Raw genomic sequence first — 14027 nt, 5'->3', positions numbered from 1 at the left:
TACAAATATCTAGATTAAAATCACAAAATAAAAACTTAATTCTTTTTCGTAAGATTATCTCACTACTCCAAAGTAGCTAATATTTTTATAGAATCCAAACCCTCAAACTTGAATATTGTCTCACACATTCCACATTCGATGCTATTATTATGCAATTCACTTGAAGAGATCTCATTAAGGTATTCGCATTTCGGGCATGGGAAAGAAAAATTCAGTGTAAAACTTTCTAACTCAATTGATTCACTCATACTTTGTAAAAAATTTTCGAGCTATTTAAAATGAACTAAAAATAAACACCAAATTATGACAAAACATATTAACTGTTAAATATTAAATTAAATATTTCAATATTATTATCTTGATAATGATGCAGACATTGAATCACAATTGTATTTTTTGTCAAATTATACTGAAAAATCTACCCAATGCAATAATTTATGAAGATGAAAAATTTTTAGCTTTCATGGATAAATACCCTATAAATCATGGACATTCTCTGATAGTACCTAAAAAACATTTTAGAAATATTCTGGAAATGCCGATAAAGGAAGTAGGAGAGATGCATTCATTAGTCCCACGATTAGCAAAGGCAATTGCTAGTGTTTTAGGTAGTGATGGTTTTAACATCAACCAGAATAATGGAAAATCTGCAAATCAGATTGTACCTCATGTGCACGTTCATATAGTCCCCAGATATTCGATTGAGAAAGTTAAAGGTCAATGGCCCATGCGCAAGATTGCACAGATAAAGGAGCTTGAGAGTATAGCTCAAAAAATTAGAGAGAATATCGAGGCGACATGAATAAAAGCGATATCACAATAGGAATAATTACTTATAACGAAGAAAATAATATTTTGAAATTCTTTGATTCGCTCAAAGCTCAACGGTTAGGAGACAAGTTAGTTATCACAGAGGTTATTTTCGTAGACGATTCAAATGATGAAACTCCAATTCTAATCAACAAAATAAAGTCTCAAAATCCAGAATTCAGGATTCGTTTAATTCACAATGAAACAAGAAAAGGGGCAAGTCAAGGATGGAATGCTATATTCAGAAATGCAAAAGGTAGTATTATAGTATTATTGGACGCAGACATTGAGATCGGAGAAAATTGCATATCCCAATTATCTAATAGGATCTCAGATATCGTTGGGTTGTGTGCGTCTAATACAGTCCCTAAAAGTAATAGTACAAACCTATATGCTTGTGCATCTATTTTTATCGGTTATTGGTTAAGGTCGATAAGATTGAACGGCCTTTCTCAATATACAACTATGGGAAGGGCAATCGCCTTGAATACTGAATTGGCCAGAGGGATAGAAATTCCCCAGGAAATAATAGCGATAGACCTATATCTCCAATGTAGAGTGCTTGAAATGAACAAGAAGGTAATCTATGATGACGATGCAATAATCTATTTTACTCCTCCAATCACCAAACATGATTTTTATAGTCAGATAGTGAGAGCATTAATAGGGCATAATCAGTTAAAGGAACTGACAAGAAAATTTGATTTCAATGCTCCTGTATCCACTACAATTAAGGAATTTTTCAAGAATTCGATAAAATATCCAAAAGGTTCGGTATGTCTTTTATTGTGTTATCTTCAGTTACCACTTAGCTACTTTAAGGATAGAGAGAGAGTCTCCTACATTTGGGAACCTGCTAATAGTACAAAAAGTTAGAATTCAAACTTGTGTGAGATTAAAAAAATGTGAAATACTCGAAGGATAAGAAAATGATGTTTATGATGAAATTCATGGAACGGATACTTCCTAGCCGTAAAAAATGAGAAACAAAAACGTCTAGTTATTTTTGGTTATCTCTAATATTAAGAAAGATTGATAGTTGCAATAATTAATTTGATAAAATAATAATAAAAACTGCAACACATGCTAATGATCCAAATAGTGCTAATGTGGTCTTCCACATTCCAAGGTTTTCCTTTTCTCCTATGTCCCACATACCCCCAGTAGACTTGTTAGGTACGTACCAATTCTTTATGACATCGTAACTATAAAATTTTGACAAGTCAGCCGATGGTGTCCAATTGGGGATAAAATTAGAAAATTGGTTTGAAGAATTGATCAAGTCATATTTCCTTCTTGAATTTTCGTCAGAAAGTACTTCGTAGGCCTCTACTATTTGTAAGAACTTTTGATGAGACTCGTTACTTTTATTCTTGTCAGGATGGTGCTTTAGGGCAAGAAGTCTGAATGATTTTTTGATATCGGCAATAGTTGCATGTTGGTCTATCTCAAGTATGTCATAGTAAGACTTTGACAACAACATTAAATGAAGAGTTCTAAAAATTAAGTATTTGCTTTGGAAGAAAGAATATTACAACTCTAAAATAAGACAAATTGGAATATATTTTGAAGTGAAGATTCCATTTAGAAGAAAATCAGCCCGTTCTAATAAGGAAGAGGATATAGATTCAAACAAAGAATATTTTCAACCCAATGAAACAGAGAAATCAAATATTAGTAAACCAATTAAAAATTCATATCCCATGAAATCCGAAACAAACTACCAGATATGCTTTGTGTGTAAGAATCTGATTTCCGGTGAAGTTAAGAAACCTGAATGGAGGTGGAATCTGAATACTACTCAACTGATGTGCATTCAATGCTATGAAAGAAAAGCCAAAGAATACGAAAAAATCAATAATTATTGCTATGAATGCAACAAGAAATTGGGTTTCATCAGATATAACCCCAAACCACTGTGGCATATTAATGGCCAATTATGCAGACGTTGTTGGGATTTGAAGAATTCTACTTTTAAGAAATAAGACTCAAGTTAAAATACGAAGAAAAAATCATACATCGAACAACCGTTAAATAACTCCTGGATATGTATCTACAAATATTGTATTTCTAATTGTTTTCGGACCCTTCATACTCAATTGATACTAAGATTATCAGCTAACATGAAAATTTCATTAGGGTTCCATTTGTACAAAAGCTGATGAAACAGATTTACTCTATCTCTACCTAAATTATCATATTGTATATTTAGTCGAATAGTTTCCAGTGCTGTCTTGCATTTTATACCACATTTACGAAGCACAAAGTTAAGAGGCATCCATTATTTCTATCTCCACAACATCGATACTATCCCCAAACCAGTTATACACAAGCCTGCATATGCGACTTGTGGTACGCTGATACTCATAGCACCTATGGCCAGGCCAATCCCAGCTATAGCCATTAGAACTTCCCCTTTCCTTCTATTTGTCAAGTGCAATACCATTATCATTAGTTTACAATGGGTTTATAAAATATTTCTCTATTATTGAAAAAATCTTATAAGGCAAAGTTAAATGACTACTTTACAGTACGAATTCATAATTGTGCGGTTCTCATTTATTAATAAGTAAAAGTTTCCAAAAAACCCTAAAAACAATATAAAAGCAATTTGACTTGAATAAAAATTAAAGGTGGCTGAGTCCACCGGCACCAGAAGTATACGGCGATTGTCCAGGAAAGTTTCTTCTAAAGTGCCCAGAGGGTCTTTTTGATAATAGTTCAATGAACCAAGCTTCGTGCTCAATTTCCTCCTGCATAATCCTTTGGGCAATATCGAACGTTCTAGGGTCTTTTCCACCAGTCATGTCACATACTTCTCCCCAGGAACGGATAGCACATTGTTCTGCTTCCAAAAGTACTTTTATGATAGAAGTTAAATCCTTCCAATTCTCTGGCAAATATGCGTCTGGACATCCAGCTTGGGTTGCAAAATCTCGTATATCTCGTGGCAAACTTCCCCCCAATTCATAGAGTCGTGGAACCATAGCCTCAAAGTGGTTTCTATCTTCAATCCTCGCATCTTCAACTATCTCCTTGATTCCTTCCCCATCGAGACCTGTACAGTGCATCCTCAAAATAGTATAATAATAATAGGTGGTAAATTCCGCACCCACGCCTTTGGTTATCAATTCTTTTAGTCTTTCAATATTTACACCATTTTTTTCTAATACCTCCAAAGCCACTACATTCGGAACATACTCATTATTCTCAGTCATCAACAAACCTTAGACTAATGAATATAAAAATTTTATCATAAATTCTTCTCGTAGTATTTTGTCAATCCAATTTCTCAATTTTACCAATTATTTATTTCAATATGTCGTCCATTGATTCATATCCCTCTCGCTCAATTAGCTGGAGTAAGCATATAGTAAAACCGATATGTGAACAATCGTCTGCTATACATGTCTTACATGTTGGTATGCAATCAACTATATTGACAATAATGTCCTTTCCCAAAAATCCATCAAATAGTTTTACCAAATCAACCTTAGGAAAATCAACATATTTCAAGATTAAAGGTGGGCTCTGATCATATCCTTCACTATCAAATGACTTGCAATTCATCCAATTCAAGAATGCAAATGTCCCTTCATCCAAACTCTCACATTTCATGGCTTTTTTCAACTGGAGGTTGTTAGTCTTGATCTTGTCTTTAGTAGACATTATCTATCTTAGTAACTTACTATACGAATTTCCTAAATATAAGGCTTTAAGTTGATTTTAGGCATGCATGAATACATTCAAAAAATCCTTTCAGTCGATATGGTTGGTGTTGGTTTTTCCTAGAGGAAATCCATACAAAGACCACTTTTTGTCAACTAATAATTTCGTTTCCTCATCAACTTGAACTTCCTCCTGAATCTCCCTAAAAAAACCCTCTTCTCTCCATTTGGTTGTGGCGTCTATCCCCATTTTTGATCCAAAATTTACTAAAGGAGATGAAGGATCCAAAGTATCAGTAGGTACATTCTCTATTATCAATATATCCCGTTTTGGGTCCGCTTTGGTGGTTACGGCCCAAATAATCTTATCCATATCATGAACATCAATATCATGGTCAACTACTACAAAAATCTTAGTTAAGGAAAGTTGGCCCAACCCCCATAATCCCATCATCACCTTTTTTGCTTGCCCAGGGTATCTCTTCTTAATAGAGATAATTCCCAATCCTTGAAACCATCCGGCTGCCGGCATCGAGAAATCTACTACCTCGGGTTGGAACATCTGTATCAAAGGTAAAAAAGACCTTTCTATCAACTTTCCAAAATAAGCATCCTCGAGAATGGGTTTTCCCACTACAGTGGTCAAATAAATAGGCTTTTTTCTATGCATAACACCGGTTAAGGTAAATACAGGGAATTTGTCAGGTGGGGTATAATATCCAGTATGATCACCAAATGGCCCTTCAGTTTCAAGGTGTTCTGGATTGATGACGCCTTCAAATACGATTTCTGAATTAGCAGGAACCTCCAAATCTACTGTCTCGCACTTTACCATTTTTACCCCTTTCTTCCGAGAAATACCTGCAAATAGAAATTTATCCATACCCTCCGGAACTGGGGCTATGCTGCTGAAAATAGTCCCGGGGTCGGCCCCAATTACTATTGCTGCTTCGATTGGTTTTTTAGATTCTTTTGAGATATCAGAATGCTGAGCACCACGTTTATGAATCTGCCAGTGCATTATCGCTTGATTGTCATTCAAAATTTGAATGCGATAAACCCCTATGTTTCGAATGGCGGTTTCTGGATGTTTGGTAACGGTCATTCCAAAGGTAATAAATCTTCCTGCATCTTGTTTAAAGGATTTGAGAATAGGAAATTGTTTGAAGGAAGGATTATGTGTTTCAATGACCTCTTGAACCTGACCTTTATCCACAATTTTAGGGCCGTACTCAGAGATCTCCGATAACCTTGGAAGCATTTTTAGTTTATTTAAGACCCCTGAGGGCATTTTCATTCGGGTCATCTCAACTATTCTATTCCCTATTTCTGAAAAATCATCCAAGTCTAAAGCTATTTGTAATCTCTTAATCGATCCGAATGCATTGCCGAGGATGGGGATTTCAAAATCCTTTATGTTTTCAAAGAGAATAGCTGGACTTTTCTTTGTATACATCAAACGTCTCATAATCTCAGCGACTTCTAAATCAGAATTTACTTCCGTCTGCACTTTTATTAATTCGCCAGCTGATTCTAAGGCGTTCAAATATTCGGATAGATTGTCAAAAGTCATTAAAAATAATTATATTTGGCCTTATTTAATCATCGGTTACATATCATCGAATTCAAAAAAAAATTATGTAAAAAATAAAAAATCAATTCTAAAAAAAATATTATTGGTTAATATCTTAATCTAGTTTAAGATACTGTACTATTATCCATCGTCATAGTCATATTATCGTCCATTGGCATTGACATATTGTCCATTGGCATTGAGGAATTGTCCATGGTCATTGTCATATTGTCTTGTGCGAGAGCTGGTGTTACCATTGCTCCAAATAAAGATGCGGCAGCTACGATACTTAAAACTACGAATACATTGAACTTATTCATGCATCATTAGGTAGATTTTTCGGGTATATAACATCTTCGTTTATTATAGGTAAATTTTACTCTAAAAAATATTACAATAAAAAAAACTTATTCGGATACAACATGTCTAATAAGGTTGTCATTCTTACTTATTGTGTAATTTCGTCAGGTTGGTTTTGTTCTCGTTTATAAACGGAATTATTTTTTCTGTAATAATTTGATGAACATTTGTAATCTCAGGATCGAAAGACAATAGTAAGACATACGATAAAGTACTATTTTCGTCAGTAATTGGTATGGTAGCTCTAATCAGGCGTTCGTATTTTGAACTAGCATATTGTATTTTACCTAACATGTATTCCCACCTCAGACGTGTATACTGCCTAGTAGCAGCAGTAATGGCATATTGAGCCCTCTCCTCAGGAGTTAATAGTGGGACCAGCCCGATTCTTTCGGCTATGGATTCCAATTTTCCATCCTCATCCGCGATACCCGCAAACCGTATACTTGGATCCAAATCCACTACTTGTTTACAAAATAAGTGGAATTCATCTTCATTCCTTGAAATCATGTTCCCTATAACTATATTTTAAGGCCGATATATATCATGTATTGCGAGAATATTATTTTATGATTATCATCGATTCGCAAGCCTCCCCAGGCAACACCTTTGCGCATGACTCTAAAAATTCTTTAAGGTCATCCTGTGAGAGAGGATGAGACAAATCATTTGTAGTGTTTTTGGAATCCTCCAATATTCGTTGATTTTCGCTAATCGGATCAAGAACTAGGGATTTTGTTAAATAGTGTTCGTCTCTTAACAAGGTAATGACAATAGAATCGCCAATATTCTTTGTCTTTAAGTAATTCTTTATGTCCATTTGGTTCTTTACTTCGACATTATCCATCTTTACTATTATGTCTCCTCCTAACTCCAACACTGTCCCATTAACCTCGGTAACTACATAGCTACCCCTCAAATTCGCTTTAGAAGCAGAACTATTACCAATTATGCTCGTAATTAAAAAGCCATTGTCACGTGAAATATTCATTAACTTGGCAATTTCAGGGGTTACATCCAAACCTATTACGCCCAAAGATGGATGAGTCAAATTCGTTTCCAAGGACGGTCTAGCAGTTAATGGGATCGTTAAGACCTGTTTAACAAGATCTGGACCTCTTAATACTGTTAGAGTAACGTTATCACCTATACGCTTGTAATTCTCTAAATATGATAAAATGTCATCCACTTTTCTAACAGACTTTCCATCTATCTCGGTAACTATATCGCCACCAAGTTCGATAGGCAATCCGTTTATTACCATGCTTTTATTGCCTCCTAGTAACCCAGCTAGTTTGGCAGGACTATCATCTGTAACGTTGATCACTAAAAAGCCCACAGCTTCAGGCAAATTCAATAATTTTGCTATCTCTGGAGTTATATCAAATCCATTTACCCCAATGTATGGATGATCGTATTCTCCGTTTTTTATTAAGAGGGGTACAATTTTTGTCAGAAAATTAGAAGGAATGGCAAATCCGATCCCAGAATAAACCCCAGTATTGGAGAAAATAGCCGTATTAATTCCGATAACATTGGCATTCATATCAATTAGTGGACCTCCTGAGTTACCGGGATTTATGGCGGCATCTGTTTGAATGATGTCAGGTATTGAAAATGACGGAACTGATTTCATTATCTGGGGTTTATCAAACGGATTTTGCGGGGATCCACCATTATAGCCAGCTGGCATTAGCCTTCCAAGACCACTGATAATGCCTTCAGATAAAGATCCCGACAATCCAAAAGGGTTTCCAACAGCTACAACTTTTTGTCCGATTCGAATCGTAGAAGAATTACCCAATTCTAATGGGACCAATTTGGAACTAATATTCTTATCCACTTCAGAAAGTTTAAGAACGGCGAGGTCTGAATAAGGATCGGTTCCTATAATATCACCTTCATATGATACTCCATCCAGAAATGTTACGTAGACTTTATTATTCTTTGAACCATCTACCACATGAAAGTTAGTAACAATGTGTCCTAATTTATCATATACAAATCCAGATCCCAATCTTGACTGGTTAGGTTCGGTAGCTTGGGTGTTCCCCGGTTCAGTTATCTGAACCACTGATTTCTCGACCCTATCAAAAAGATCAGGTAGCGAATTACTATATTCTCTGGTGGTAAGATCGGGACTATCGCGGGTGGCCATTTGATCGAAGTCTAAAGTTAGGTTATCTTCCGACCCACTAACGAATGGGACAGAATTAAAAGTATTAACAGAAAATAGAGAAGTGATGATAAAAAATGATGCTAGAAATACTATAATCACTTTCATCTTTTTATTTATTCTAACTCGATAATCTTGTAAGGAATTGAACATCATGTTAATCGTCAATAGATATGGAACTTTTGAGTCAATTTAAATTTTGCAGTTTTATTAATAGTACTAAATTTATTGGTTAAGGAATCTATGATAGTGTTCAATGGCCATAGATTGTCGTTCTGATTGAACTGATCCAGGTCTCATTAGTCTCAATTTCTTTACTGCTTCATATGGAGTCAACCCATCCTTTTTTATCAAATATGCCGCCAAGATGGTTCCTGTCCTTCCCTTTCCTGCAGCACAGTGAACCAATACGGGCTTATTTCCTTCGATCTTTTTTTCGATATAATCCACCACTTCATGAATTTCGTCGATAGTTGGTGCATTATAATCATCTGTTTTCAAAAAATAATTTTCTAACTCGTGGTTTTGAGAATTCACTTTTTGAATCCAAATTTCTGGTAAGGGAATCTCTCTGACAGTAACCAAACTTTTTATATTATTAGACGCAAGCCATGTGAGTTGATCATAAGATGATGGCAAGCCACTACCAGCCAACTTTTGTGGGATCACCCAACTAAAATTAGTCGGTCGTTCAACTAATCTACCATGCACCCTACGATATATCTCTCCTATTCTGGTCATATCGGAATCTATGTTATAAATCAAATATTGATTAAATAGTTTTTTGGATATGGTTAGATGATTGCTTGATCTAATCTATCTAAAAATTTATTGAAATTCTCTGTAGGTATTACAGCTCCGCATGCTTTATCATGCCCACCTCCGCTACCATTTAATTCCGCAGACAAATTGTTTACTATCATCCCCAGATGAATCTTGCATTCCTTAGATCCACGAATAGAAAGAATATATGAATTAATATTTGATTTTAATTTAAATGCTATTCCAACCTTCTTACCCGTAATACCCAAAACGAAATTTACTATCATGCTTGAAGACAACTCTAAATTATGTTCAAAATATGAGATATTGTTCAAGTGTTTAGATTGCTCTTCTACTATGGTAATTGCTTTATTAATCTTCTCACAAAACTCCCTGACCAATCTAAATCCATTCTTAATCTCATGCGGCATTTTACCTTTGGATATCGCTCTAGAGATAAACTTTAGAAAGTCGATATTCTTTTGCGAAGAAGATATGATATATGATAAGAAACACGATTCCAACATTAAGAACGTTCGATCATATTTACTAACTAATAAACTTGCCTTTGGATTTGACTCCATATAATCCGTTAACGCTGCTGCAGCAGCGTAAAACGCAAACCCACTGCTTAATTTTGTTCTAACTAGATGATAAATTTGAACAGAAGTGCAATCATTGATATCATGAATTAGTTTCACTCCAATTGATTCCAGCTCTCTTCTTATTTCCACCTCAAGATAGTGATGATCTATATAGATAACTTCTATATTTCTAAGAAGCAGGATCTTTAACTTGTCTATAAATAAGTTTTGATTCTTTTTGTTTAGACCAACATCACAAATAAAAACTCTTGAGAATTTTCTATTCTTATGACATAGAGATATGGTATAGTCTAAGGAATTCAATAAATTTGGATAATCTACCAAAAATATGTTCCTAATCTTCAAAGCGTTTTGTAGTAACGCAGCGGAAACTATCCCATCAACATCTTCCTTATGGGATATACAAATACTTTTCAATATAACGAGAATTTAGCATAAGATTGATATTTAGATGTTTATATCGTACTTACTAATATTAAAATCTCGTTAGTAGGAACTCAAATGTATTCGATATGTGATAAAAATTATTATCCCAATGTAAATAAATATATAGATACAATTAGAAAAACTCCGTTGAATAGTAGAGATATCAATAACTATAGCATCACAAATAATTGATTCCAATATACGACACTACTCTTTACGCACAATATAGTCATGAACAAAATTTTCAAAATCTTGTTAATAGTACCAGATAAATGTGTTATAGTGTATTAATTCACTAATTTTCTTGTCGGTTGTAATTTTTTAATTACAGATCAGGTGCGTTGGGCTATTGGTGATGGCAGGCTGAATATCTCGCCCGAAGGCTTGATAATTACACCTCCATTCCATCAACGCCATCTTCTATGGCCGCCCTCCTCCTTACGGAAGGTTGTCTTTTCTCGGGAAAGGCTTCCTCCTTAGATGCTTTCAGGAGTTATCCTAAACAGCTTAGCTGCTCAGCTTGCCCTGTCGGACAACTGATAAACCAGAGGCTGCGCTGCCCTGTTCCTCTCGTACTAGGGGCAACTTCCCCTCAGACAACCACGCCCCTGTCAGGCAGAGACCGACCTGTCTCACGACGGTCTAAACCCAGCTCACGTTCCCCTTTAATGGGCGAGCAGCCCCACCCTTGGCTCCTGCTGCAGAACCAGGATGGGAAGAGCCGACATCGAGGTACCAAACCGCGGGGTCGATGGGAGCTCTCGCCCGCGACGAGCCTGTTATCCCTAGGGTAACTTTTCTGTCACCACCAGCCCCCAATAGTGAGGACATGATGGATCGCTAAGCCCGGCTTTCGCCTCTGAATCCCGTATCATTGGGAATCCAGTCAGACTGGCTTTTGGCTTTGCCCTCACCGGCGGAGTTCTGTCCCGCCTGAGCCAATCTTTGGGCCCCCTCGATACATTTTCAAGGGGGTGCCGCCCCAGCCGAACTGCCCACCTGCCGATGTCCCTGTTAAACAGGTTAGCGATACGGTAACAAATGGCTGGTGTTACACTTTTGCCTAGATCAGTCCCGGAGAACTGACCATAACGGCTCCCAGCTACTCTCTGCATTTGACACCATATCGCAACAACAGGCTGCAGTAAAGCTCCACAGGGTCTTCTCTCCCCGACAGAGGTTCGGGGACTGTTCGTCCCCGTTATGTGGCTTCACCGGGTTGTAGGCAGGGACAGCGGGGCCCTCGTTGTTCCATTCATGCACGTCGGAACTTACCCGACAAGGCATTTGGCTACCTTAAGAGAGTCAGAGTTACTCCCGGCGTTTAGCGGCCCTTAGCCCAGTTGAACCCAGGTTTTAGGTACCGCCACTGGCCAGGATACAGAGGCCATACACATCCTTTCGGACTAGCGACCACCTGTGTTTTTATTAAACAGTCGGGACCCCCTAGTCACTGCGACCTGCAGTCCCTACTCCTCGTAAAAACTGCAGGCACTCCTTATACCATAGGTACGGAGCTATTTTGCCGAGTTCCCTTGCCATACGGTATACCCGATAGACCTTAGACTTCTCATCCAGGGCACCAGTGTCGGATCTCGGTACGGTCTTGAAAGTATCTTCCTATTTCTGCTTTCATTGTCTCCTGGAATCAAGTAAACCCTCCTTGCAGAAGGCCATTGGTATCTCGCTTTAATTCTCGCCATTACGGCACTCCTCAAAGCTAGAATACTTAGACAGAACGACGGTTCTGCTTACCCTATCCGGAAGCGACAGAAGAGGTGAATAACGAACTTTCAAGGCACTGGAATATTAACCAGTTTCCCATTCAAACAATTCTGTTGAGGTTGTTTTTAGGACCGGCTAACTCCCGGCTGATGACGCATTGCCGGGAAACCCTTGCCCATGCGGTCGCCGAGATTCTCACTCGGCTATGCTGTTACTACCACCAGGATCTGCACTAGTAGTTCGGTCCACTGGACTTTACAGCCCAGCTTCTACCCAAACACTACGCCCACCTACCACGCACCGACATCGTCGGTGGTCTAAAGTATCGGTAGTCTACTTGAGCCCCGTACATTTTCGGGGCTTTCGAGCTCGGCAGGTGAGCTGTTACGCACTCTTTGAAGGATGGCTGCTTCTGAGCCTACCTTCCTGCTGTCTTTGCTCGAAAACACCCTTTGGTTTGACACTTAGTAGACATTTGGGGACCTTAACTTTAGTCTGGGTTGTCCCCCTCTCGGTTATGAGGCTTACCCCACATAAACCCGCCTCCTAGCTTCTACGACGCTTGCACATTCGGAGTTCGAATGGATGGCGAGCTCTTTCGAGCCCTTACCGCCCGATCGGTGCTCTACAGTACAAGCAATCTCAGCTAAGGCAGGACTGCGATCCACTTCGGTGGGAACTAGCGATCACCGGACTAGATTGGTTTTTGACCCCTAATCCCAGATCAGGGGACCGATTTGCACGTCAGGACCCTTGCAGACCTCCAGCGAGCTTTCGCTCACCTTCGTCTTATCCAGGACTAGATCGTCCGGTTTCTAGCCTTACTGCCATGACTCAAGACCCTTTCAGATCCATTGCCTCTTTTTTCAAATGAAAAAATGCGCAAATTCGGTTTCCCTTCGCCTTCCCTCTGTTAAAGGTTAAGCTTGCCATGACAGCAATCTCCCTGGCCCGTGTTTCTAGACGGAACGTATGACTCTAGAAATCCTTTCGAGCCATACACGTCTGTAACCGATTGGTTTCAGGCGCTTTTAACCCCCCTTCCGGGGTACTTTTCAACTTTCCCTCACGGTACTAGTATTCTATCGGTCTTGATGAATATTTAGCCTTGGATGCTACTTTCACCCATCTTCACTGGCCACTGCCAAGGCCAGTTACTCTGAATATGACAGAATCCTGCTCTCATTCGCCTACGGGGGTATCACCCTCTATTCCGGTACTTTCCAGTACACTTTGGCTTCGATTACAGGATCCTATACGTCATACCCGTAACACCACATCTCTATCATGTTACCATAACAGATTCAGTTTGGGCTATTCCGCTTTCGCTCGCCGCTACTAACGGAATCTCAATTGATTTCTCTTCCTCGTCCTACTCAGATGCTTCACTTCGGACGGTTTGCTCTCCCTAGCTAAAGCATGGGAGTGTATAGAGAGACCTCATTCGGAAATCCCGGGGTCGTCGGTCGCATGCACCTAACCCAGGCTTATCGCAGCTTGCCACGTCCTTCATCGCTTATCAAGCCGAGTCATCCACCAATCGGCGTCTTTGCACCAGTCCAGTAGTTATAAATTAATTAATAAATTAATTAATTAATTAATTACTTTTTTATTTGGAGTTTCTTTCTTTGTCCTTTGGATCTTTTGTTTGTTATTAGTTATCTAGTTAGTTAGTTAGTTAGTTAGTTCCACTTGTGGTAGAAAAGTCTAATTCAATTTGGTTGGTATTGGTATTTCGTATGTATGAAAGATTATTTGCTGTTTACCTACAACTATAACACACATATTGCACTATAACAATCAACTGAAATTTTGTTTATTATTATGACTGCATTGTTATTACGCGAATATAATCTATTTTGAAATCCGCGATAATGTGTTACTACATGTTGTTGATATCCTTATTCAATTGGAGTTTTCCT

General features: G+C 38.0%; 14 protein-coding genes and 1 rRNA gene. 3 read left to right on the top strand and 12 right to left on the bottom strand.

What is annotated here, in order from left to right; all coding sequences use genetic code 11:
- Nucleotides 1-62: 62 nt before the first annotated feature.
- Nucleotides 63-248, bottom strand: coding sequence for a hypothetical protein (locus AAGU22_RS05780; RefSeq protein WP_458721253.1), 186 nt, complete (start codon nucleotides 246-248; stop codon nucleotides 63-65).
- Nucleotides 249-364: 116 nt separating this feature from the next.
- Here AAGU22_RS05780 and AAGU22_RS05775 point away from each other — a divergent pair, with 116 nt between their 5' ends.
- Both AAGU22_RS05775 and AAGU22_RS05770 read left to right on the top strand, forming a co-directional pair.
- Entirely contained in the window at nucleotides 365-802 is a 438-nt protein-coding gene (locus AAGU22_RS05775; RefSeq protein ID WP_458721252.1) for an HIT family protein, read from the top strand.
- Nucleotides 799-1686, top strand: coding sequence for a glycosyltransferase family 2 protein (locus AAGU22_RS05770; RefSeq protein WP_458721251.1), 888 nt, complete (start codon nucleotides 799-801; stop codon nucleotides 1684-1686). Before AAGU22_RS05775 ends, AAGU22_RS05770 begins: the two co-directional genes overlap by 4 nt.
- A gap of 172 nt (nucleotides 1687-1858) precedes the next feature.
- Here AAGU22_RS05770 and AAGU22_RS05765 read toward each other — a convergent pair whose 3' ends face one another.
- Nucleotides 1859-2287 (bottom strand): J domain-containing protein, encoded by a 429-nt coding sequence (locus AAGU22_RS05765; protein ID WP_458721250.1) that lies wholly within the window; start codon nucleotides 2285-2287, stop codon nucleotides 1859-1861.
- Between the two features lie 34 nt (nucleotides 2288-2321).
- Here AAGU22_RS05765 and AAGU22_RS05760 point away from each other — a divergent pair, with 34 nt between their 5' ends.
- Nucleotides 2322-2795, top strand: a complete 474-nt coding sequence (locus AAGU22_RS05760) for a hypothetical protein (RefSeq protein WP_458721249.1) — start codon at nucleotides 2322-2324, stop codon at nucleotides 2793-2795.
- 302 nt (nucleotides 2796-3097) lie between these two features.
- Here the strand turns inward: AAGU22_RS05760 and AAGU22_RS05755 are convergent, their stop codons facing one another.
- The 10 genes from AAGU22_RS05755 to AAGU22_RS05710 all read right to left on the bottom strand — a co-directional run bounded on the left by AAGU22_RS05755 (nucleotide 3098) and on the right by AAGU22_RS05710 (nucleotide 13666).
- Nucleotides 3098-3256 (bottom strand): hypothetical protein, encoded by a 159-nt coding sequence (locus AAGU22_RS05755; protein WP_458721248.1) that lies wholly within the window; start codon nucleotides 3254-3256, stop codon nucleotides 3098-3100.
- Between the two features lie 181 nt (nucleotides 3257-3437).
- On the bottom strand, nucleotides 3438-4028 hold the full coding sequence (dps, locus tag AAGU22_RS05750; RefSeq protein WP_196815728.1) for a DNA protection during starvation protein: 591 nt from the start codon (nucleotides 4026-4028) through the stop codon (nucleotides 3438-3440).
- A gap of 91 nt (nucleotides 4029-4119) precedes the next feature.
- A complete protein-coding gene (locus AAGU22_RS05745; protein ID WP_458721247.1) occupies nucleotides 4120-4479 on the bottom strand; it encodes a hypothetical protein in 360 nt (119 codons plus the stop codon).
- Between the two features lie 90 nt (nucleotides 4480-4569).
- The gene (locus tag AAGU22_RS05740) at nucleotides 4570-6051 is read right to left on the bottom strand and encodes a menaquinone biosynthesis decarboxylase (RefSeq protein WP_458721246.1); all 1482 of its coding nucleotides are present in this window, start codon (nucleotides 6049-6051) and stop codon (nucleotides 4570-4572) included.
- Between the two features lie 125 nt (nucleotides 6052-6176).
- Nucleotides 6177-6371, bottom strand: coding sequence for a hypothetical protein (locus tag AAGU22_RS05735; RefSeq protein ID WP_458721245.1), 195 nt, complete (start codon nucleotides 6369-6371; stop codon nucleotides 6177-6179).
- A 124-nt stretch (nucleotides 6372-6495) separates the two neighbouring features.
- Nucleotides 6496-6921, bottom strand: coding sequence for a hypothetical protein (locus AAGU22_RS05730; RefSeq protein ID WP_458721244.1), 426 nt, complete (start codon nucleotides 6919-6921; stop codon nucleotides 6496-6498).
- A 52-nt stretch (nucleotides 6922-6973) separates the two neighbouring features.
- On the bottom strand, nucleotides 6974-8743 hold the full coding sequence (locus AAGU22_RS05725) for a trypsin-like peptidase domain-containing protein (protein ID WP_458721243.1): 1770 nt from the start codon (nucleotides 8741-8743) through the stop codon (nucleotides 6974-6976).
- Between the two features lie 69 nt (nucleotides 8744-8812).
- Complete coding sequence (locus tag AAGU22_RS05720; RefSeq protein ID WP_458721242.1) at nucleotides 8813-9298, bottom strand: dual specificity protein phosphatase 23; 486 nt, start codon at nucleotides 9296-9298, stop codon at nucleotides 8813-8815.
- Nucleotides 9299-9381: 83 nt separating this feature from the next.
- A complete protein-coding gene (locus AAGU22_RS05715; protein ID WP_458721241.1) occupies nucleotides 9382-10371 on the bottom strand; it encodes a DHHA1 domain-containing protein in 990 nt (329 codons plus the stop codon).
- A 339-nt stretch (nucleotides 10372-10710) separates the two neighbouring features.
- Nucleotides 10711-13666 (bottom strand): 23S ribosomal RNA (locus tag AAGU22_RS05710).
- Between the last annotated feature and the right edge of the window lie 361 nt (nucleotides 13667-14027).

The organism is Candidatus Nitrosocosmicus sp. R, assembly GCF_054408505.1.
This window is presented reverse-complemented; position numbering and strand designations above follow the sequence as displayed.

What these genes read in the sequence shown, in the direction of transcription:
- AAGU22_RS05780 (WP_458721253.1), bottom strand. Translation starts at nt 248, where the DNA reads ATGAGTGAATCAATTGAGTTAGAAAGTTTTACACTGAATTTTTCTTTC.
- AAGU22_RS05775 (WP_458721252.1), top strand. Translation starts at nt 365, where the DNA reads ATGATGCAGACATTGAATCACAATTGTATTTTTTGTCAAATTATACTG.
- AAGU22_RS05770 (WP_458721251.1), top strand. Translation starts at nt 799, where the DNA reads ATGAATAAAAGCGATATCACAATAGGAATAATTACTTATAACGAAGAA.
- AAGU22_RS05755 (WP_458721248.1), bottom strand. Translation starts at nt 3,256, where the DNA reads ATGGTATTGCACTTGACAAATAGAAGGAAAGGGGAAGTTCTAATGGCT.
- dps (WP_196815728.1), bottom strand. Translation starts at nt 4,028, where the DNA reads ATGACTGAGAATAATGAGTATGTTCCGAATGTAGTGGCTTTGGAGGTA.
- AAGU22_RS05745 (WP_458721247.1), bottom strand. Translation starts at nt 4,479, where the DNA reads ATGTCTACTAAAGACAAGATCAAGACTAACAACCTCCAGTTGAAAAAA.
- AAGU22_RS05740 (WP_458721246.1), bottom strand. Translation starts at nt 6,051, where the DNA reads ATGACTTTTGACAATCTATCCGAATATTTGAACGCCTTAGAATCAGCT.
- AAGU22_RS05735 (WP_458721245.1), bottom strand. Translation starts at nt 6,371, where the DNA reads ATGAATAAGTTCAATGTATTCGTAGTTTTAAGTATCGTAGCTGCCGCA.
- AAGU22_RS05730 (WP_458721244.1), bottom strand. Translation starts at nt 6,921, where the DNA reads ATGATTTCAAGGAATGAAGATGAATTCCACTTATTTTGTAAACAAGTA.
- AAGU22_RS05725 (WP_458721243.1), bottom strand. Translation starts at nt 8,743, where the DNA reads ATGATGTTCAATTCCTTACAAGATTATCGAGTTAGAATAAATAAAAAG.